The following is a 22252-nucleotide window of genomic DNA, read 5'->3' as shown; positions in this document are numbered from 1 at the left end:
CTTTTTTTGTTTAACACTGTCGTTATTACAACGTCGGCGATCCATGACTCGCTTTGTTCAAAAGGATTCATTATAACCATGTCGAATTGGGTACTAGATGAATATAGTACTTTTCATTCTCCGGCATTTCTTTACAATATAGGGTAAATGGACATCGGAAGGGAGAATCATCATGAAACCACGTAAAGTGAAGATCGTTGGAAGTGGAATCTATTTGCCAAAACAGTTGATTACTAGCGATGACATGGATCTTAAACTACAGGTTCCTTCTGGTTGGGTTCTCAGGAAATCAGATGTCAGAACCAGGCATTTCATTCAGGATGAGACCGCAGCGGAAATGGGTGCAAGTGCAGCATATACAGCACTCGCAAACGCTGGACTCACCTTTGCAGATATTGATTGCATCGTATGTACGAGTGGGACTATGCAGCAGCCGATACCTTGTACTGCAGCATTAATCCAAAAAGCCATGCATCAGGAGCATTCGGGGGTACCCTGCTTTGATATCAATTCGACCTGCCTTAGCTTCGTTACTGGCCTAGACACCATGTCTTATCTGATCGATGCGGGAAGATACCGCCGTGTCCTGTTGATAGCCACAGAGATTGCGTCGGAGGGAATTAATTGGACCGATAAAGAAAGTGCTTCCTTGTTTGGGGATGGCGCCGCTGCCGTTGTGATTGAACGGTCAACCGGTACTGATAGCTCGGCTATACTCCACGCAGCGATGGAAACCTACAGCTCCGGGGCCCATCTGTCCGAGATTAAAGCGGGTGGCAGCTTGCAGCATGCCAAACAGCGTACAGCAGCCAATGCTGATAACTATTTGTTCCAAATGAACGGTCAAGCCATATTCAGGATGGCATCCAAGCTGCTTCCCCGTTTTGTCGAGCAGCTGCTCAATCAAGCACAATTGCGTATGGCCGATATAAGCTTGGTTATTCCACATCAAGGCAGTGCCATGGCCATGAGATTGCTGCGTAAACGATTAGATATTTCCGAGGAAAAACTGCTTTACATTACACCAACGTTCGGGAACACTATCGCAGCATCGATTCCTATCGGACTTCACGAAGCCATACGCCTTGGCAAAATTTTAAGGGGTGACCGCATAATGCTGCTTGGCACTTCTGCCGGTCTTTCTTTAGGAGGCATTGTGCTTGAGTTCTAATACGGGAATGAACATTCTGTTAACCGGAGGACGTGCACCCGTTGCATTGGAATTAGCAAGGATGCTAGCCAAGGCTGGCCATCGTGTCGATCTTGCAGAAAGCGTACCTCATCATCTTTGCAGAAAATCCAAAGCCATTGCCCAAAGCTTTCTCGTTCCCAAACCCAATCAAGATCCTGAAGCGTATATTTCGGCTTTGTCCCGAATTATTGGGCAGCGAAACATTCAGGTGCTCCTGCCTACCTGTGAAGAGATCTTTTGGATAGCACGAGGTCTTGCCAAGCTTCAAAGCCTTTGCAAGGTCATTTCAGCACCGTTGGAGCAGTTAAAACGACTTCATAGTAAATGGGAGTTTATCCGGCGTGCGGAGGCGTTTGGCTTCGCAGTACCTCAAACACAAATTTTTCATAATACAAAAGAATGGGCGAATGTATGTAGTGTAGAACACTCTTGGCTCGATGCAGGCTTTGTATTAAAGCCGGTTTTCTCACGTTTTGGGGCGAATGTCCAGTTGTTCGGCCCAGAGTGCTCAGTTGCAGACAGACTCAGGCGTCTACAAACCAACCACGGCATAACAGCCACGTCGGCTCAGCCCTGGATCATTCAGCGATATATTAAAGGAAGGCCGCTCTGCACATATAGTGTGGCATGGAAGGGTATCGTAGTTGCCCATTCCGCTTATGAAGTGGAATATACGGCGAACCGTGGGGCATGCGTCTACTACCAGCAGCTTCAGCATTTACGAGCTTTGAACTGGGTGCAGTCCTTCGTACAAAAAGAGCATTTCAGCGGGCAAATCGCTTTCGACTTTGTGGAATCCTATGAAGACGGTATCTTGTATCCCATAGAATGCAATCCACGGGCAACAAGTGGCGTTCATTTATTTAACCCGGAGGACAAACTCGTTGAAGCGCTTATCCATCCTGAGGACTTATCCCAACAAGCATGTAGGCAGCCGCAGACTAATCAAGCTGCCATGCTGTCCATACCTATGCTGGCTTATGGACTGAATAAGGAACGAACCTGGGCGGCCATCTGTCACTGGTGGGCACAGTTTGTCTCGGCACGAGATGTCATATGGCAAGTCCGGGACCCGTTGCCTTTCCTGGAGCAAATTCCGCTAATGCTGGATGCTTGGCGGCTGAGCCACACGCAAGCGATTTCCATCACTGCAGCGATGACTTATGATATTGAATGGAATGGTGAAGCATGAAAGCACTCGTAACAGGAGGAACAGGATTTCTCGGAGGCCGCTTGGCTGAGCGTCTGCTGGGCGCAGGTTCGGAAGTGACAATTATTGGACGTAACGCCGCGATAGGCGCCAAATTTGCAGCGAAAGGTGCGAGATTCATAGAGGCGGATCTTCGCGATGAGCAAGCCATTGTCAACGCATGCCTGGGTCAGGAAGCAGTCTTCCATTGTGCAGCCTTGTCCTCTCCGTGGGGAGCCTATCGCGACTTCTATGAAACAAATGTTAAAGGTACCCGGCACATCCTGCATGGATGCCGGATTCATAAGGTGCAGCGACTTGTACATGTGTCTACACCAAGCGTCTATTTCAATTTTACAGATCGTTTGAACATTTCAGAAGCAGACCCGCTTCCGACCCGATTTGCCAATGCTTACGCGGCTACCAAACGGCTAGCCGAACTGGAGGTGTTGCAGGCAATTTCTTCGGGACTTCAGGCTATGATCCTCCGTCCTCGTGCTATCTTCGGTCCAGGCGACAGCTCCATACTGCCGCGTATCATTAGAGCCAATGCTTCACGTGGAGTTCCGATCATTAATGGGGGTCATGCATGGATGGATCTAACCTATATTGATAACGTCGTGGATGCATTGCTGCTCTGCCAACAAGCTCCGAACTTGGCATGGGGACGCATATTCAATATCTCTAACGATGAGCCTGTCCAGTTATCGACAATCATACCTAGATTATTCGCTATGCTCGATATTCCGCTCCGAGCAAAGGCTGTATCCTACCGAGCTGCATATGGATTAGCCGCTATGCTGGAACTGGCAGCGCATCTGCGTCCTGGAAACCGCGAGCCCTCGCTAACCCGATACAGTGTCGGAATTTTGGGGCGGAGCCAGACGCTGGATATTAGCGCAGCACGCCATATTCTGGGTTATACACCACAAGTTAGTATCGAAGAAGGCCTGCTAGCATTTGCAGCGGTTTGGAGGTCACCCCTTTGAGACCCTTTCAGCTGTCTCCTATCCACCAGATTCACTTCTTACGTGCCGGTTACTGCACGCATCGGGAATGGGTGACCATTCGTGGAGGAACTTTCCGCTCCGTTCGCTTCCCGGCTGGCTTTGCTTGTATCGAGCATCCGACAATGGGCCTCATTCTATTTGACACAGGATATTCAGAACGATTTCTGATAGAAACATCCTCCTATCCAGCGAGCCTGTACCGCTATCTGACTCCTGTATATTTCAATGAAGCCGATCGTGCTCTTAGTCAGCTTCAACGGATGGGATATGATGCTCAAGATGTTGCTCTCATTATTATCTCTCATTTTCACGGCGATCATATTGCAGGCTTGCGTGATTTCCCTCGGGCCCAATTTATGTATGCAGCGGAAGCCTATGAGCAGGTTCGTAAGCTGCAAGGTTTGGCAGCCGTAAGGGCTGGCTATTTACCGAATCTGCTTCCTGATGATTTTGAAGAGCGATCTATTGCCATCACCTTCAATCCAGCCTTCGCTGTACCATCAAACCGCTCAATGACCATGAGCGCTTTATCAAAGGGAAGCACGCCGGCTCCTTCTTTCTGGCCTATGCACACCGCTCTCCCACCAGAAAGTTCGTTTACGTCAGGCATCGATTTACTCGGAGATGGCAGTCTGATCGCTGTCGATCTTCCTGGTCATGCTGTAGGGCAGGTCGGATTATTCGTATCTACGAATCAACAGGATTATTTCCTGTGCGCTGATGCAGCGTGGTCCAGTAAAGCCATCCGCTTCAATTTACCGCCGCATCCATTAGCAGGGCTAATCATGTCCAACCGTCATAGCTACCGAGCTACCTTTAATAGGCTGATACAGTTGTATCAAAGGTTTCCTTCACTACAAATAGTACCCTCACACTGCACAGAGGTTCCAAAATGATAATCCGGAAGGAGTGATGTTAAGGATGCTGAACCGCAAAGCGACTGTCCTCTGGCACTACTTCCTTGATCGTTACATGCAAAGATGGGCAAATCGCCGTTCCTTTGAAGAGTGGCAGGAAGCTAAAGTGAAAGCACATTTACAGCTTATTCGAGAGTCCTCAACCTTTTATCAGGAGCTGTGGACAGGCCTTGCTCTATCCAAATGGCGAGAATTTCCTATTATCGATAAACAACTCATGATGGACCATTTCGATAGCTTGAACACAGTGGGCATCCGCAAGGAAGAAGCCTTTGCTTTGGCGCTGAAAGCAGAAAGCACAAGAGACTTTACGCCGCAGCTGAATGGGATTACAATCGGCTTATCCTCTGGAACCTCTGGAAATCGGGGGTTATTTGTTGTTAGTCCGCAGGAGCAGTACGCTTGGGCAGGAAGGGTGCTCTCCAAGGTTCTGCCAGGCTCCCTTCTTGCCTCACACCGTATCGCTTTTTTTCTGAGAGCTAATAGCAACCTGTACGGGTCCGTCAGTGGGGCGAGGCTTCGTTTTGAGTTTTTTGATTTAATCGAGCCCATGCAGCAGCATATCCATCGCTTGAATACTTATCTGCCCAATCTCTGGATTGCACCTCCCTCCGTACTTCGTTTATTAGCCGATGCTTACCTTCAGGGCAGGCTGGCAGTCAAGCCGCAGCGAATGGTTTCAGTAGCCGAGGTGCTTGACCCACTGGACCGGCAATATATCGAATCCGTCTTTCAACTGCCCATACATCAGGTCTATCAGTGTACGGAAGGCTTTTTGGCGGCCACTTGCGCTCATGGAACCCTTCATCTGAATGAAGATATCGTTGCTTTTCAAAAAGAATCTATGGATGGTGGACGCAGGTTCGTACCGATCTTGACCGACTTCACACGTACCTCTCAGCCCCTCATTCGTTACAGGCTGAACGATCTGCTGGTTGAACGTTCAAGACCTTGCCCGTGTGGTTCCCTTATGACAGGTATAGAAGCTGTAGAGGGCCGCTGTGACGATTTATTTTATTTGCCTCATACGGTGGATCAAGAGCTTGTTCCCGTTTTTCCCGATCTGATTACTAGAGCAATTATGGGTGCTGCTCCCACTGCCGTCGCATATCATATTGTGCAGTTTGCTCCCGACCGGATCGAGCTTTCGCTGAAATTCGCTGTCGACACTTCTACCACGATGGATTTTATATATTCGACCGTTCAACTAGCATTAGAAACCTTATTTATCAGGATGAATTGCAAGAAACCGAACCTCCTCATGACTCCCTACGAGACCATAGTACCTGGAACAAGAAAATTACGCCGGGTGGAAAGGAGATTCTCCATTGAAGCCAGCCATTCAAATCTATAATCACGAAACCATTCATCAGCTGCAATGGCCCGACACTGAGCAAGGAGGTTATGCTAAACGGTATCTACTTCCCTTACTAAATCATTCTCCCACAGCGTTCATAGAAAATGTGACAACTAAGCTTTGGGTTCTGCTTATCGATAATATCGTGATTCCCTTTACTGTTAATGATCAGGAATACGATAATTGCTATGTGTGCTCACCTTATACTCACTATGTCACCTATGCCAAGCAAGAGCTTGCCTTGCTGCAGCAACCTGTAATTGAGACGATTCTGGCAGCCCTATTGAATACAGTAGGTTTTGGATTACGATTAGGACGGATCAATCAAACAGTCCATATGAACAATTGGCTTCTATCTACTAATTTGTACGTAAATTTGACCAGCCTCCAGCTTACGACTATTGTCGATTATATGAGTAAACGTTTCCCGACTCATTCACTAGCCTGGCGTTCACTGAACCCTACAACAACTTCTGCACAATTAGAATCATTAGCAAAGCAGGGCTGTAGAATGATCCCAAGCCGGCAAATCTATCTGCTGCCTACGGATCAAATGGGTGGCTTACCCTCCAAGGCACGATGGCTCATCAAACGCGATTATAGCTTAATCGAAAAAAATGGATACGAATTGATAAGTCCGGATGAACTCAAAAAAGCCGATATGTCCAGACTGAGAGATCTGTACAATGCACTTTATCTGGATAAATATTCACGCTGCAACCCTTGGTTTAGCGAACGTTTTCTGGATTTGGCCAGACAAGAGCAATTGTTAAACCTGTATGCACTTCGGCATATCGAGTCGGGACGCATCGATGCGGTGCTTGGTTATTTTAACCGCGAGGGGATTATGACGACTCCCGTCTTTGGTTACGACACGCAGTTACCTCAAGCTACAGGACTGTACAGGATGCTCTCAGCCGTGCTTATTCGATTGGCTCTGGAACATGGCTATCTGCTGCATGAAAGCTCTGGAGCAGCTCAGTTTAAGCGTAACAGAGGCGCAGCTGCCGACATTGAATACACAGCAATCTATGATCAGCATCTCCCAGGCTATCGCCGTTGGGGTTGGTCCCTGCTCGGTAGTGTACTTAATAGAATTGGTGTCCCTATCATGAAAAAGTATAAATTTTAATGGAAGAGGTCTAAAGCTATGAACACCTCAAATCATTCACCTGCTGACCTTCCCTCCTCGCTTCCTTCGTCTGAGCCAGTAATCCTGGTAACCGGTGCTTCGAGCGGCTTTGGCCTATTAATCTCAATCACTATGGCGAAAAAGGGTTATCGTGTCATCGCTTCCATTCGGGACCTGAGCAACCAAGGCCAGTTGATGGAACAAGCAAAAGCAGCCAAAGTAGATCTGCTGATTGACTGTGTACAACTGGATGTAACTGACCATAGGACAATATCAGAAGTGATTATCGAAACTATGGAGCGCTATGGCCGAATCGATATTCTCGTCAACAATGCCGGCTTGGCAATAGGTGGTTATATTGAGGAGGTACCACTTGAGGCTTGGCGGCAGCAAATGGACATTAATTATTTCGGCTTGGTCGCCGTTACCAAAGCCGTACTGCCCTATATGCGTCAGCAGCGAAGTGGGCATATTTATAATATTAGCAGTGTGGGCGGCCGTGTCGGTTTTCCAGGATATGCCCCCTATGTTGCCTCCAAATTTGCCGTTGAGGGTTTCAGTGAGGCACTCCGTCTCGAAATGCAGCCCTTCGGCGTTCAAGTCATACTTATTGAACCCGGGGCGTATCCAACAAGTATATGGAAAAAAGGCTTCGACTCGATACACGCTTCTCCCCATTCACCCTATCAGGATCAGCTCGACGCCGTGTTGAATTATTCCAAAAGCACTCTCAATAATGGCGCCGATCCTCAAGATATTGCTGATGCCATTGCTCGGATTTCGAGATTGCGTCGTCCGAAGCTGCGTTATGCCATGGGAAAAGGAGTCCATTTCTTGCTGTTCAGTAAAGTACTGCTCCCTTGGAACTGGCTTGAGTCATTCGTGCTGAAGTTTATGAAAAAAAGAAAAGCTCCTGCTCGGGGCCTATAGGGTAGAAATACAAAAAAATGACTTCGAGCTGATCGAAGTCATTTTGCATGATAACCTTATTTATCGTTATTGTTTTTCCCACGGTTACGTAAGAAAGTCGGAATATCCAATTGATCACTTGAAGGTTGGGAACCAAATGGACGTAAATTGTTAACACGGTTATCAACCGGTTCGGAGGCCTGCGAAGACATTCCCGAAGGCTTACGCACAGGAGGCTGTGCCGTTGCTTTATGCTCAAAACCTGTTGCAATTACAGTTACCATAATTTCTTCCTTGTACTTCTCGTCAATCACGGCACCAAAAATCATATTGACTTCCAAATCCGCAGCTGAGGCTACAATATCCGCAGCTTCATTAACCTCGTACAAGGAAAGATTGGCTCCACCCGTGATATTCATCAAAACCCCACGCGCACCTTCAATCGATGTTTCGAGCAAGGGACTTTGAATCGCCTTTTTGGCAGCTTCAGCTGCACGATTCTCTCCTGTTGCCACACCGATTCCCATCAAAGCAGACCCACGTTCCGTCATGATCGTTTTGACATCCGCAAAGTCCAAATTGATCAGCCCCGGTACAGCAATCAAATCCGAAATCCCTTGAACACCCTGACGCAGCACATTGTCAGCCTCACGGAACGCTTCGAGCATCGGTGTTTTTTTGTCTACAATTTCCAGCAATCTATCGTTAGGAATAACGATCAGGGTATCAACCTTTTCTTTAAGGGCAGCAATTCCTTGCTCAGCCTGAGCTGCACGCTTTCTACCTTCAAAAGTAAAAGGACGTGTAACTACGCCTACCGTCAACGCACCGCATTCTTTGGCGATTTCGGCGATTACGGGTGCAGCACCTGTGCCCGTTCCTCCGCCCATACCCGCAGTTACGAACACCATATCGGCGCCTTTCAGTGTATTCATTACATGTTCTCTTGATTCCTCAGCCGCTTTCTTGCCAACATCCGGATTAGCCCCCGCGCCCAAACCGCGTGTCAGTTTATCGCCGATTTGCAGCTTGTGATCGGATTTCGAATATTGAAGTGCTTGAGCGTCGGTGTTTACCGTTATAAACTCTACACCCTTGACTCCGTTTTCAATCATTCGGTTAACGGCATTACTTCCTCCACCGCCAACACCAATTACTTTTATTTTTGCAAGCTGGTCCATGTCCATATCAAATTCAAACATAGCTGTTATTTTCCTCCTCATTGAGCTTCACTAGCTCGAAATCCCATCTAAATAAATTCGCTCAGCCAATTTTTGAAACGCTCCATAACCGAAGGTTTGTTCTCATTATTGCTAGCTGCAGCTGGTTTTTTAGTTACGGATTTCTTAGCCGAGCCTGCTGATTGTTTCGTAGTTCTCAAATATTTGCAGGCATATTGTATGATTCCTACGCCGCTAGTGTAAGAAGGATCACGAACGCCGATAAAATCAGGCACGGCAATACGTACGGAAGTAGCTAACTCAGATTGAGCAATCGCCAACATACCCGGCATCGAGAGTGTTCCGCCCGTAAGCACATAACCTCCTGGTAACTCCATATACCCAAGACGTTGTACCTCTAAACCAATTAAATGAAAAATTTCTTGAACACGTGGCTCAACGATATTTGCCAAGTCAATTTGCGAAAACTCCTTGTCCACATTGCTTCCAATCCGATTTACCTTAAATACTTGATCAGCAGCTGCATCCTCGATGACAGCACAGCCAAATTTAAGCTTAATTTTCTCGGCAATATCCGCTTGTGTCCGCAGACCTATGGAAATATCATTCGTTATATACTCACCGCCGATAGGCAAGGTCGAAGTAGCTACCAAATTGTTTTGTTCAAAAATAGCAATCGTCGTTTGTCCCGCTCCAATATCTACCAGCACGGTACCGACTGCCTTTTCGTCTCTGGATAAGGACAGGTGACCTGCAGCCAAAGACATCAGGATAAGTCCGGAAACCTTTACTCCGGATTTTTCAACTACACGAAGTAAATTATGTATAGCTGTCTTCGCTCCAGTAATGATGGTTGCTTGTACTTCCAAACGAACACCAATCATACTGCGTGGATCATGAATTTCATCTAGACCATCAACCAAGTATTGATTAGGAACGACGCCAATAATTTCCCGTTCAGGAGCTAAAGGGATGACTTTGGCTGCTTGAATCACACGCTCGATATCCTCGTCTCCAATTTCGCGATCTTCATTGGATACGGCTACAACGCCGTGACTGGTTTGTAAAGAAATATGACTCCCGGAAATCCCAACGTAAACCTCTGTTATTTGAATACCTACCATTCGTTCTGCATGATCGATCGCATTACGAATCGATTGAACGGTTTGGTCAATATCGACAATGGCTCCTTTGCGAATACCTTCCGAGTCGGCTGATCCAACTCCTATTATATTAATGGCGCCGTTAACGACCTCGCCAATAATAGCACGAACTTTGGATGTACCGATGTCCAAACTAACAATGATGTCATTGCTGCTCAACCCCTTGGCACCTCCTGTGGCTTAAAATTGATTTGAGCTTCATTTTTTTGAGTTTGATTTGATAATTAATTGTAAATTAACGAAATGAAATCTTCTGTACTTATTCAACACGATTGGGATTTTCCCTCTTTTTCAAAAAAAATTCATTAGCTAGATTGATAGAGTATAAAAATACCCACAAAGATCATTCTATCATTAATCTTTCAGAATGAGTAGAGTGAATAGAAGCATTTTCTCTTATTTTCTTACCCTTAAGTCCTATTTGCTGGCTTTAAGGACGTTTTTGTGTATCTTTAGGCACATCTTTTTTTGAATCATTTGGAGCAGGTGTAACGGATTGCGTTTTTTTGTCGGTTTTACTTGTATCTTTACCTGGTGCTGCTTTGGAACCTGACTTCGAAGCGTCTGCTGGCGTATCAAACGGTGCATGAGTATCAGCTTCGAGAAGCTTGAGTACGCCTGTATTGATTTTATTTTCTTTTAGATTTGCAATGTAGGAGTCTAAATATTGAAGCTTGTCCGGTAAATAACTGATAACCGTAATCACTTCAAATTTGGAACGTGTATACATTTTAATTCGATCCGGATAGGATTCTGTAGGATCTGGTTTAATTTCAGAAATATCCGCTAAATAAGATGGATCCAAGCTGGCAATAACCTGACAAAGCTTGAGCTTCAGAGGGTCACTATCAGCCCACCCCGAAAGAATCGGCTTATCCAGAACAAAGTTCGTTTGCGTACTAATACTGACCACACTGCCATCGGCCAAAATAGCCTGAGGTAGATTGTTAGGATCAAACTGATAGGCGACCTTGGGAAACTCATGAACCTGTATATGAATAAGTCCGGGAAAATGCTTACTCACCTCAGCCGACTCTACCATTTTTAAAGCTCTGACCTGCTTCTCAATAGTGGCAGAGGATTGTGAAAAAAAGTGATCGCCATTCTTAACAGTTATGGCTTGTCCAATAGCTTCGGGAGCTAAAAGCTCCTGCCCTTCTATTTCGATTTTGGTGATTTTGCTCAATGAGGACTGGAAAAACAAGACACAGAACAACGTTATAAAAAACAGAAATAAAAACACTAGCAGCCTCTTATTGCCTCGGCCTCGTACCTTAGGCTTCTTGATGACAGGTAATCTTTCTTCTGCTTGCAAAGGGTAACCTCCTAAGGGCTTTCCTATGGAAAGCCTACTTCGTAAGCATTTGCTTGGCTTTCCTGTGCGAAAGCCTAACTATGAGAGGACATGCTTTCACTATGTAAACCGCCGAACATCTCCGTTCTGTTAACAGAAGAGGGATATTTCAGCGGCAATGGTCATAATAATCATAGACAGTGATTATTCCGTTGGTACAGGTGTTGTTCGAAGAATGTTGGCGCCCAGAGAGCTCAACATATGCTCAATCCGATCATAGCCTCTATCAATATGATGAATTTGTTCAATGATCGTAGTTCCCTGAGCGGCCAGACCAGCTATAACCAGCGCTGCCCCAGCCCGTAAGTCGGTAGCTTCTACAGTAGCTCCATATAATCTCGGTACACCCCGAATAAATGCTGAATTCCAATCAACCCGAATATCAGCTCCCATACGAGCCAGTTCAGCCACATGCTTAAATCTTCCTTCAAAAACGGTTTCCTTGAGGATACTTAAACCATCTGCCAATGAAAGCAGCACCATAATCTGTGATTGCAGATCTGTCGGAAATGCAGGATAGGGGGATGTAATAATTCGCTCTATCGATTTAGATCTTGCTAGACAACTTACGTTCATTATATCACCGTTAATCGTGATTTGAACACCTGCACGCTTTAGTACGTGGATGGCTGATGTTAAATGTGCAGGGCATACATTTTCCAATGTGATGTTTCCCCGCGTGACAGCAGCAGCAATCATAAGGGTTCCGGCTACGATTCGGTCAGGAATAATACGATAAGTACATGGGGTCAGCACCGATACCCCTTCAATCGTGATCGTGTCGGTGCCAGCGCCTATAATCTGGGCACCCATGGCGTTCAGGAAATTTTGCAGATCCTGAATCTCCGGTTCTCTGGCCGCATTGGAAATGGTCGTCATGCCTTTGGCCATAGCTGCAGCCATCATAATGTTTTCCGTTGCTCCTACACTTGGAAAGTCGAGTGCGATCTCAGCGCCTATTAACTCTTTTGCCGTACAAATGATGGTATTCCCGCCAGTTTCCTCAATCGTTGCTCCTAAAGCGGCAAGTCCGCGCAGGTGTAAATCTATTTTTCTTTCTCCTATGGCACATCCGCCTGGCTGATAGACTTGAACACGACCAAAGCGTGCCAATAAAGGGCCCATCAAAAAAATCGAAGATCTCATCTGGCTCATCTGGCTTTCCGGGATGTGATAGGATTGTGCTGTGGATGAATTTACGGTTACCGTATCACCTTGATGCTCCGTACGACAGCCCAGTGCGCGAAGAATGCTCAGCATGACCTGAATATCTGACAAATCGGGTACGTTTAATATGCTAAACGTTCCTTCTGCCATCATGCCTGCTGCTAATATGGGCAGCGCCGCATTTTTCGCACCATGAATTTTGATGGCTCCCGACAGAGGTCTCCCACCTTCGATAACCAACTTTTCCAAAGTCCCACCTCCGATTTACCGCTCCCCCACCACCAGAACCTCAGTAACCAGCTTTACGTCATAAGCTTCCATGACGCACTGCTGAACATGTTCGATGAGGGCGAGCACGTCATGAGCTGTCGCTTGCCCCGTGTTGACAATGAAATTGGCATGCAGCGGTGAAACCTCGGCTCCACCGATCTTGAATCCCTTGAGACCCGCCTCTTCAATCAATCTCGCTGCAAATTGCCCAGGTGGATTGCGGAACACACTGCCTGCACATGCCAGCTGCAGCGGTTGTGTACGTAAGCGACGTTCCTTGTAAGAAGCCATCGCTTCCGCAATCTCCTTGCGATCCCCTGTCTTCAGTCCGAATACGGCTTCAATGATAATACCCGGCTGATGATGCAAGAGTGAATGTCGATAGGTGTATTCAAAATCGGCCATCTGCATGGTGACCAGCTCTCCTGTCGAAAGCAGCACTTCAGCTCTTAAAAGTATGCGTGACACATCAGATCCGTGAGCTCCGGCGTTCATATAAATGGCGCCTCCCACTGTCCCTGGAATACCTCCAGCGAACTCCAACCCGGTCAAACCTTCCTTGCCGGCCATGACGGACAGCTTGATAAATGAATAAGCCGCTCCGGCATAAACCGTCTCACCCTCAAACCGCAATGTCTCCAGAGCGGGACCCAGCTTAATAACAACGCCGCGAATCCCTTTGTCGGCAATGAGCATATTGGAGCCGCGCCCGAGAATGGTCCAGGGAATCTGATGGGCATGCATCAGCTTCACGGCATCAATAAGCTGCTCACGGCTGCGGGGGATTAGCAGAATATCAGCTGGCCCTCCGATTTTCCAAGTGGTATGAGGGGCAAGAGGCTCGTTCAAAAAACATTTACCGAACGCACCGCTTTGCAATAACGAAATGACCTGTTGCATGGGAAAACCTCCTTCACAGAACTCCGGGCTTCGCAGGTAACGGCTAGCTGCCGTATTCTCAAAGAACAATTCAGTAAGCACCTTTGAACCCTACTATATAGGCTTGCGCTAGCTGTTTGCCGCTTCACCGAGTGTCTGTCACGGTTATAGTGTAGTTTATGTAAGATCGGATAGAGTGTGACAAATGCCCAGATCGTTTTGTCAATCTGCAGCATTGGCGGCCTTCTTGATGAGTTTAATAATAGCGTCGGTCCCGTTAATATGCTTCGCTTCTTTAGCTTTTTCTACATATTTCTCTTGATTTAAATGGAGAAGCTCAATGCTCTGGATTAATGTATCGGTAGTTAATTGCTCTTCAAACAAAATCTCTCCATACCCCATAGCTTGAAACGAGCCTGCATTTAAAATTTGATCTCCCCGGCTTGCTTGTTTGGTCAACGGGATGAGCAGCATCGGTTTTTCCAATGCCAAAAATTCAAATATGGAGGTAGCTCCTGCCCGGGATACGACTAGATTCGTCATGGCGAGCACATCTGGCAGATCCTCATTCAGGTATTCAAATTGCTTGTAGCCTCTTCTACCCAGAAAAGCCTCATCCACGTGGCCTTTACCGCACAGATGAACGATTTGGTAGCTCTGAAGCAGCACATCCAGTGCAGTTCGAACAACACTATTGATTCTCTGAGCTCCCAGACTTCCTCCCATGACAAGAAGAATCGGTTTTTGCTGATGAAAGTCGCACAGCTGCAAGCCCTTCATTGCATTGCCAAGTAAAATATGCTCACGAATTGGTAAGCCCGTACAAATCGCTTTGTTCCCTTTAATATGCTTGAGAGACTCTGGAAACGTCACACATACCTGATCAGCAAAAGGCAACGAAATTTTGTTGGCAAGACCGGGTGTCATATCTGATTCATGAATAATAATAGGAATCCGGTTCAGCTTACTGGCCAATATGACAGGAACGGAAACGAAACCACCTTTGGAGAAAACAACGTCTGGTTTCAACTTTCGTAAAAGCCTATAAGCTTGACCAATCCCCCGAATAACGTTAAACGGGTCCTTCATATTTTTGAAATCAAAATATCTGCGCAGCTTGCCGGAAGCAATCGGATGAAAAGGGATTCCCTCTTGATCGATAATTTCCCGCTCAATTCCCTGCTGCGAGCCAATATATTGAATATCCCAGCCTTGCAGCTTCAGCTTGGCGATAATAGCCAAATTGGGCGTTACATGGCCAGCTGAACCGCCTCCGGTGAATACAATTTTCTTCATAGCTTTCACTCACCTCGCATAGCGGGAAATATTAAGTAAGATACCAATGGAGGTCAGCATCAGTGTCAAGGATGAGCCTCCGGCGCTGATCAACGGCAAGGTAATACCAGTTACCGGGAACATCCCGATCACAACGCCAATATTGATGATCACCTGGACAGCAATCATTCCGACGATGCCCGTTGCAAGCAAGCTTCCAAACATGTCTGGAGCCGTAATCGCAGTACGCATTCCACGCCACAGAAGCAGCAAAAACAAGATCAGTACACAACCGCCACCTATGAAACCAAGCTCCTCGGCAATAATTGAGAAAATAAAATCGGTTTGCGGCTCCGGTAGGTAACTATATTTTTGCCTACTCATACCAAGTCCCAATCCCACAAAACCTCCAGGCCCTATGGCATATAACGATTGAATCGCCTGATAGCCTGCCCCAAGCGGATCTGCCCACGGATCCAGAAATGCCGTAATCCGCTGCAGGCGGTAAGGAGCTGCAATGATAAGTCCAACGAAGCCAACAAGCCCAGCCATGCCCAGGTAAGACAAATGCAGCAATCGGGCACCTGACGCATAAATAATGAGCAGCGCTGCACCCATCAGCACGACTCCGGTTCCAAGATCCGGCTGCAGCATAATAAGCCCAAACGCCAAACCGACCAAACCAAGTGGGGGCAAGAGCCCTTCTGTGAACAAGGCAATCTTATTTTGCCGATCGGTCAACAGCTTGGACAAGAATAAAATCATACCCATTTTCATAAACTCAGAAGGCTGAATACCAAAGGAGCCAATCCCCAGCCAGCTTCGCGCGCCTCCCCGAACAACGCCTACACCGGGTATTAATACCGCAGCCAGCATCACAAAGCAAATGATCAGAATCAAACGGGCATGCTTTTTCCACAGGCCATAGTCAACGTTCATCGTGAACAGCATCGCCACAACACCGAGAACAGCGAACAAGAGCTGCCTTTTTAAATAATAGTACCAGTCTCCGAATTCATGAAATGCCAGCACAGCGCTGGCACTGTAAACCATTACCACGCCAATTGTCAATAGAATTAACGTGCACATCAGCATTAGCATATCCGGAGCAGACCGCGATTTCACCATAAGTGCCACCTCTTACCCAGTAAAATGGTAGGGTAGGCTTGTATACCACCCTACTTTACAGGGTATGCACAGACTGCTTAAACATGCTTCCTCGCTCTTCGTAGGAAGTAAACATATCCCAACTGGCGCATGCAGGTGATAGCAGCACAACATCTCCCGGCTTCGCCATGGCTGCTGCCTCGCGTACGGCTTCCGCAATAGCATCCTTCGCTTGCTTGCCAGTATCGACTATTTTGATCCGACTCATGCCTGCCAGCTTGGCAATTTCCACAATTTTATACTTCGTCTCTCCGATAGCGACTAATCCCTTTACCCGTTCCTTGAAAATTTGAAGCAGCTCCATGTAATCAGAGCCTCGATCCAACCCACCCGCTATTAGAATGACGTCCTGTTCAAAGGACTCAATGGTCCGGATCGTAGCTGTAGCATTCGTTGCCTTCGAATTGTTATAGTAAAGCACCTCGTTGTGCGTCGCCACATGCTCCAGACGATGCTCTACGCCACGGAAGTTTCTAAGCTCTTCTGCAATGACAGCAAACGGGACATCGAGTGTCAATGCTGCACATGTGGCAGCAAGAGCATTTTCAACGTCAAAACTAGCCGGAATGCCGATGTCCTTCACCGCGATGATCGGATGAACGATTCCATTACGATCTCGATAAACAATATGCTTGTCCTCAGACCCCTTCGATTCAGTGTGCAGATTAGATCCTTCTTGCTCAACCGCAGCATGTGCCTGTACATAGACACCATATTCCAGCTGCTCTGCCATAGAAAAGAGCAGCACCGATGCTTTTACCTCAGAAGCCAATCGGCGGCAAACCGGATTATCCCAATTCAATATGGCTGTATCCTCTGCAGTCTGATTAGCAAAAAGCTTGGCTTTGGATGCGATATAATCTTCCATCGAGCCATGATAGTCAAGGTGCGTTTCGTATACATTTAATAAACAAGCGATCTTCGGATGAAAATCCCGTGTACCCTTCAGTTGAAAGCTGCTTAGCTCTACGACCATATGATTGTCCGGCTCGGCCTCAAGTGCTGCTTCAGTCAAGGCACGCCCAATATTGCCTGCTACAATCGGCTTCAAGCCGGCCTTCTCCAGCATAAGACCGAGCCAAGTCGTAGTCGTCGTTTTACCATTAGAGCCTGTTATACAGATCATAGGTGCCGTACATATCTGGTAAGCAACCTCGACCTCTGTAACAATCTCAATACCAAGCTGTTCCGCCTTTTTTATTGGTTCTATTTTATAAGGAATGCCCGGATTTTTGACAATCAAACTCACATCTTTATGGATTAAAGACTCCGGATGACCTCCGCAAATAACAGAAATACCCAGAGCCGTTAATTCATCGGCCTCAGGGCACTGGTCACGCTCTTTTTTATCATTGACAGTCACAATAGCGCCAAGCTCATGAAACAGCTTGGCAACAGCAACGCCGCTAAGCGCCAAGCCAAGAATTACTACCTGCTGATTACGATATGCCTGCGGATGTTTCATTTGCTATAACACCTCATTTATATAAAGTCCAATTGCTGCCAATACAATGCCAACTGTCCAAAATGTAACGACTACCCGCCACTCTGACCAGCCAACCAATTCAAAATGGTGATGGATCGGACTCATTTTGAATACGCGTTTTCCTCTTGTTTTAAAGGAAACGACTTGAATAATAACGGACAGCACCTCAACTACAAATACGCCGCCGACCACTATCAATAAAATTTCCGATTTTGTCAGCACTGCCACAAGCGCTAACCCACCTCCGATACCCAATGACCCGGAATCCCCCATGAACACTTTGGCAGGATGTGTATTAAATACAAGGAAGCCCAATACTGCTCCAACCATTGCAGCGCAAAAAATCGCCACGTCCGGCAGTGTACTGTTCATGGCTATAATGGCATAAGCACCAAATGCCACTGCACTGGTTCCTGCAAGCAGCCCATCAAGACCGTCGGTGAAATTGACCGCATTGGATGTTCCAAGCATCATCACGGCCACGAATGGGAAGTAGAGCCAGCCCATTGAGATTGTATAATGAAGAAATGGAATTCGAACATCCGTGCTGAACCCCAGCTTGTAAAGCAGGATACAGACAATTACAGATACAATCAATTGTCCAAGCAGCTTTTGTCTGGCAGTGAGTCCCAACGAACGTTTCAAAATAATTTTTATATAATCATCCATAAATCCAACCAATCCATACCCTAACGTGGCGACCAGCAGGATGACCATCTCCGTGCTAGTGTCAGCAAAACGCAATACCGCTAACGAGAGCGCCAGCAAAATAATAATGCCGCCCATTGTCGGTGTTCCGGCTTTTTTCAGATGTCCCTGAGGACCATCCGTCCGAATTTGCTGACCGAATTTCAGCCTCTTTAATAAAGGTATGCATAATGGTCCCAAAATGACGGCAAGTAAAAAAGATGCCCCCAATGTAATCATGACCACGTTAAAATCCACAACCATTACTCCTTCCCACCCTCCGAATGGAGGGCTCCATAGGGCTTTGCCCTCTGGACACCTTTTTTTCATATAAACTAGATAACATAGAGCTGTCGCTCTTTGGACTCACTGCTTCATTGCATAGAGCTATCGCTCTCTGGACTCTCATTTTTTGCTGCCGCAAAGGGGGATTACCCTCCCAAACCCTCCCAATGGGAGGGCTCCAAAGGGCGCTGCCCTCTGGACTCCCTTGCCGTATGCAGACTGCTCTGTTCTCGGGCCGCTTTGCTCCTATGGAACACGCTTGACTTGGGAGTTGGAGATACGATATAGGCAGGCAACATTGCTGTGTTTGATCCACCTTCGTTCCTTCGGGACACGCTTAACTATTGGAGTTAACCTTGTTCAGAAAGCTCTTAGCTGTGAGAATCATTGTTCATATGCGCCTTAAGAAGATTACTATGTTTATTAACCAATGTAAAGCGTATTCCGTAGAAACGAAAGTCTCTACACCTATCTAATGAACGTGAAGTAGTTTTAACCCCTTTTAATGTGTGATCGAACCCTACTCTCCAACCCAAGCGTGTCCCGTAGGGACGAAAAGCGCCCCGAGCAATCCAACGTTTATGCGCCATCGTACCCAATCACCCAACCCAAGCGTGTCCCGTAGGGACGAAAGCGCCCCGAGAACACAACAGCTCGCATACCATCCGGGGAGTCCAGAGGGCCAAGCCCTTTGGGGCCCTCCCTACAAGGGAGGGTTTGGGAGGGTTAAGCCTTTGGGAGGGTTAAATAATCAACGATTTGTTCCAGCTTCATTCCCCGAGACCCTTTTACAAGCACGACATCGTTCGGTGCAGCGTAGTTTGCGATCGCCTGAGCGAGCTCGCTTTTATCGTCAAAATGCGTTACACCTTCGGGTCCGTAGACACGGGCAGCTTGCTCTGCTGCATGCTTGGTCAATGTCCCATACGTAAAGACTCGATCGATTTTGTTGGGGTCAAGCATTTGACCTATTTCCCGATGAAATTCAACCTCTCGTTCACCGAGCTCCAGCATGTCGCCCAAGACAACGATTTTATGTGTGTAGCCCTGAAGCTCTTGCAGTAAATGAAGAGCCGCCTTCATCGAAGACGGACTTGCATTATAAGCATCATTCAAAACTGTCAGTCCCAACGGAGTTTTCGTAAGCTCGATACGCATTCCCGTCATTTCGCTTGCTCGCAAGCCTTCGGCAATCACAGCATGCGGGATATCAAAGTACATGCCGACCGCTAGCGCAGCAAGTGCATTAACCACATTATGCGAGCCAAGCACAGGAATGTAAAAGTCGATGTCTGATCCGCTAATCTGAAAGTGAGTTCCAGTCGCATCCATGAGGACCCGCTCAGGTATAAAATCATTTTCTGGCCGAGTTCCGAAGGTAACCATGTTGAAATCAAGTCCTTGCTCCGCGCCACGATGCTGCACCCATTCTGGTAAAACCGCTTCGATCAGCGGATCATCACCGTTATATATCAACGTGCCCCCTGTCTGCAAACCTGCTACGATTTCCGTCTTCGCTCTCGCGATTTCTTCTCGAGTACCCAGCTGCAGCAGATGAGCTTCGCCGATATTTGTAATAATAGCAATTTCCGGTTCGGCAAGCTCAGACAAGAACTGGATTTCACCACGATTACTCATCCCCATTTCGAGTACAACGATTTCGGTATCCTCCTCTAACTGAAGAAGAGTAAAGGGTAACCCGATATGATTGTTATAATTACCAATCGTTTTGTGCACCTTATACGTAGTCGCCAAAACGGATGCCGTCATATCCTTTGTCGTTGTCTTTCCATTGCTTCCAGTAATCCCCACAACCCGCACGTTCAACTGCGAGAGATAGGATTTAGCCAGTGTTTGCAAAGCTGCCAATGTATCGTCAACAAAAATCAATGGAACGCCAGCTGGAGGTTGCTCGTGATCATTTTGCCATAACGATGCAACCGCCCCTTGACTCATAGCCTCTTCAACAAACCGATGTCCATCGAAAGACTCACCTATTAAAGGCACATAGAGATTACCCAACTGAATAGTACGGGTATCTTTGGAAACCCCGCTAATCTGCATATCAGATATACTTATGTCGCTGCGAGCAATACCTTCACACATCGCTGCGATCTGGGAGTAAGTTCGTTTAATCATCGCTTTTTCCCCTTAACGCTTCTTTGGCAACCAGACGGTCATCAAAATCATGCTTGACCCCGTTAATATCCTGATAGGTTTCATGCCCCTTGCCCGCTATCAATACAACATCTCCTCGAACAGCGTTGGCAATCGCCAGATCAATAGCAGCTCTGCGGTCAGCAATAAGCTGATAACGTTCGCCTGGAAAATCAACTTCCAGAAGCCCTGGTACAATATCCAGCAAAATACTTTGCGGATCTTCCTTACGCGGATTATCAGAGGTCACATATAGATAATCGCTGTACCGGGCAGCAACCTTGCCCATAACAGGTCGTTTAAGGCGATCACGATCACCGCCACAGCCGAAGACGCAATGAATCTGACCTTCTACAAATTGGGAGATGGTAGATAGTGCATTTTCCAAACCATCCGGTGTATGGGCGTAATCAACAAGAACCAGAAAGTCCTGCCCTTCATCCACAACTTCCATTCGCCCTTCAACAACAGCAATCGATTCCAGACTCTGCTTGATAGCTTCCAGAGAAATACCTTCCAGCAGTGCAGCTGTTATAGCAGCCAAACAATTATACACATTGAATTCACCAACAAGTGGAGTATGCAAATCAACGGTTCCAAGAAATGTCGTACAGCGGAACCGAGTCCCTTTGGAAGTGATTTCAATGGCCTCTGCCCGTACATCCGCGTTCTGCTTGATCCCGTAGGTTATGATTTGTGCAGCAGTCAGCTTGACGAAATCCTCACTTGCCGAGTCATCAGCGTTAAGCACTGCATAACGCTGCTCTTCCGGAGCTGCCGAAAACGCATTGCCAAGTCCCGAGAATAACAACCCTTTCGAGGCCTTGTAGCTTTCCATAGATCCGTGATAGTCCAGATGATCCTGGGTTAAGTTTGTGAATATCGCAGTTCGAAAGCTGGTGCCCTTCACCCTTCCCAAATCAAGACCCTGGGATGTTACCTCCATGATGCAGAACTCCGTATCCACTGCCTGCATCTCAGCCATAATACGCTGCAGATTCAAGGACTCCTGTGTATTCGTTCCATTATTCGGTATCGTCCTGTCACCTATTTTCACTTCAATGTTGCTCATGAGTCCAGTCGAATGTCCTTGACTGCTCAAGATTTTTTCCAACAGGTAAGTAGTCGTGGTTTTGCCATTGGTGCCTGTTATACCGATGACTTTCATATTGCGGCTTGGATATCCATAATAATGATTGGCGATTAAGGCCATGGCGTAACGTGAATCCTTAACAATCAGCTTGGGGATATCGACATCGACATCATGCTCAACAACCAAAGCAACCGCTCCTTGCTGAGCGGCCTTAGCTGCAAAAAGATGTCCATCATCAACTAAACCTCGAATGCAGAAAAATAAATCACCCGGCTGTACCCGCCGGGAATCCATCTGTAAGCCGCTGAATACCGTTTCTTCATCACCGTCAATACGGCTAACCGCAAGCTGCGAAGCCAGTTCGTTCAGCTGCATGAGCTTC

18 protein-coding genes are annotated in these 22252 nt (G+C 47.0%); 7 read left to right on the top strand and 11 right to left on the bottom strand.

Features of this window, described 5'->3' with window-relative positions:
* The first annotated feature begins 172 nt into the window (after positions 1-172).
* Genes NST47_RS14935 through NST47_RS14905 form a run of 7 tightly spaced genes read left to right on the top strand, consistent with a single transcriptional unit; the run spans position 173 to position 7727 of the window.
* Complete coding sequence (locus NST47_RS14935; RefSeq protein WP_341155840.1) at positions 173-1171, top strand: beta-ketoacyl-ACP synthase III; 999 nt, start codon at positions 173-175, stop codon at positions 1169-1171.
* Positions 1161-2384 (top strand): ATP-grasp domain-containing protein, encoded by a 1224-nt coding sequence (locus NST47_RS14930; RefSeq protein ID WP_341155839.1) that lies wholly within the window; start codon positions 1161-1163, stop codon positions 2382-2384. The genes NST47_RS14935 and NST47_RS14930 overlap by 11 nt, the downstream gene beginning before the upstream one ends.
* A complete protein-coding gene (locus tag NST47_RS14925; protein WP_341155838.1) occupies positions 2381-3370 on the top strand; it encodes an NAD-dependent epimerase/dehydratase family protein in 990 nt (329 codons plus the stop codon). The genes NST47_RS14930 and NST47_RS14925 overlap by 4 nt, the downstream gene beginning before the upstream one ends.
* Positions 3367-4287 carry an MBL fold metallo-hydrolase gene (locus NST47_RS14920; RefSeq protein WP_341155837.1) on the top strand — a complete coding sequence of 307 codons (921 nt, stop codon included), beginning with the start codon at positions 3367-3369 and terminating at the stop codon, positions 4285-4287. The genes NST47_RS14925 and NST47_RS14920 overlap by 4 nt, the downstream gene beginning before the upstream one ends.
* A 16-nt stretch (positions 4288-4303) precedes the next feature.
* The gene (locus NST47_RS14915; RefSeq protein ID WP_341155836.1) at positions 4304-5662 is read left to right on the top strand and encodes a F390 synthetase-related protein; all 1359 of its coding nucleotides are present in this window, start codon (positions 4304-4306) and stop codon (positions 5660-5662) included.
* Positions 5637-6797, top strand: a complete 1161-nt coding sequence (locus NST47_RS14910; RefSeq protein ID WP_341155835.1) for a GNAT family N-acetyltransferase — start codon at positions 5637-5639, stop codon at positions 6795-6797. The genes NST47_RS14915 and NST47_RS14910 overlap by 26 nt, the downstream gene beginning before the upstream one ends.
* Before the next feature lie 18 nt (positions 6798-6815).
* Entirely contained in the window at positions 6816-7727 is a 912-nt protein-coding gene (locus tag NST47_RS14905) for an SDR family oxidoreductase (RefSeq protein ID WP_341155834.1), read from the top strand.
* Positions 7728-7783: 56 nt separating this feature from the next.
* Here the strand turns inward: NST47_RS14905 and ftsZ are convergent, their stop codons facing one another.
* The 11 genes from ftsZ to NST47_RS14850 form a co-directional block, all read right to left on the bottom strand.
* Positions 7784-8908: a cell division protein FtsZ gene (ftsZ, locus tag NST47_RS14900; protein ID WP_076227460.1), complete on the bottom strand. Its 1125-nt coding sequence runs from the start codon at positions 8906-8908 to the stop codon at positions 7784-7786.
* Between the two features lie 47 nt (positions 8909-8955).
* Positions 8956-10209 carry a cell division protein FtsA gene (gene ftsA / locus NST47_RS14895; protein WP_076227462.1) on the bottom strand — a complete coding sequence of 418 codons (1254 nt, stop codon included), beginning with the start codon at positions 10207-10209 and terminating at the stop codon, positions 8956-8958.
* A 271-nt stretch (positions 10210-10480) separates the two neighbouring features.
* A complete protein-coding gene (locus NST47_RS14890; RefSeq protein WP_341155833.1) occupies positions 10481-11365 on the bottom strand; it encodes a cell division protein FtsQ/DivIB in 885 nt (294 codons plus the stop codon).
* A gap of 183 nt (positions 11366-11548) precedes the next feature.
* Positions 11549-12820, bottom strand: a complete 1272-nt coding sequence (gene murA, locus NST47_RS14885; protein WP_341155832.1) for a UDP-N-acetylglucosamine 1-carboxyvinyltransferase — start codon at positions 12818-12820, stop codon at positions 11549-11551.
* A 15-nt stretch (positions 12821-12835) separates the two neighbouring features.
* A complete protein-coding gene (murB, locus tag NST47_RS14880; protein ID WP_341155831.1) occupies positions 12836-13741 on the bottom strand; it encodes a UDP-N-acetylmuramate dehydrogenase in 906 nt (301 codons plus the stop codon).
* A 201-nt stretch (positions 13742-13942) separates the two neighbouring features.
* Positions 13943-15016, bottom strand: a complete 1074-nt coding sequence (locus tag NST47_RS14875; RefSeq protein ID WP_341155830.1) for an undecaprenyldiphospho-muramoylpentapeptide beta-N-acetylglucosaminyltransferase — start codon at positions 15014-15016, stop codon at positions 13943-13945.
* 9 nt (positions 15017-15025) lie between these two features.
* A complete protein-coding gene (gene spoVE / locus NST47_RS14870; RefSeq protein ID WP_341155829.1) occupies positions 15026-16123 on the bottom strand; it encodes a stage V sporulation protein E in 1098 nt (365 codons plus the stop codon).
* A gap of 55 nt (positions 16124-16178) precedes the next feature.
* Positions 16179-17627, bottom strand: coding sequence for a UDP-N-acetylmuramoyl-L-alanine--D-glutamate ligase (gene murD, locus NST47_RS14865; RefSeq protein WP_341155828.1), 1449 nt, complete (start codon positions 17625-17627; stop codon positions 16179-16181).
* 3 nt (positions 17628-17630) lie between these two features.
* A complete protein-coding gene (mraY, locus tag NST47_RS14860) occupies positions 17631-18593 on the bottom strand; it encodes a phospho-N-acetylmuramoyl-pentapeptide-transferase (protein WP_076228337.1) in 963 nt (320 codons plus the stop codon).
* Between the two features lie 753 nt (positions 18594-19346).
* Positions 19347-20759, bottom strand: coding sequence for a UDP-N-acetylmuramoyl-tripeptide--D-alanyl-D-alanine ligase (locus tag NST47_RS14855; RefSeq protein ID WP_341155827.1), 1413 nt, complete (start codon positions 20757-20759; stop codon positions 19347-19349).
* Positions 20752-22245 (bottom strand): UDP-N-acetylmuramoyl-L-alanyl-D-glutamate--2,6-diaminopimelate ligase, encoded by a 1494-nt coding sequence (locus NST47_RS14850; protein WP_341155826.1) that lies wholly within the window; start codon positions 22243-22245, stop codon positions 20752-20754. Before NST47_RS14850 ends, NST47_RS14855 begins: the two co-directional genes overlap by 8 nt.
* Positions 22246-22252: the final 7 nt, after the last annotated feature.

The sequence above is a fragment of the Paenibacillus sp. FSL H8-0034 genome, from assembly GCF_038000305.1.
Taxonomy (GTDB): Bacteria; Bacillota; Bacilli; order Paenibacillales; family NBRC-103111; genus Paenibacillus_S.
The sequence above is the reverse complement of the archived record's forward strand: the minus strand, read 5'-3'. Positions and strand labels throughout refer to the sequence as shown.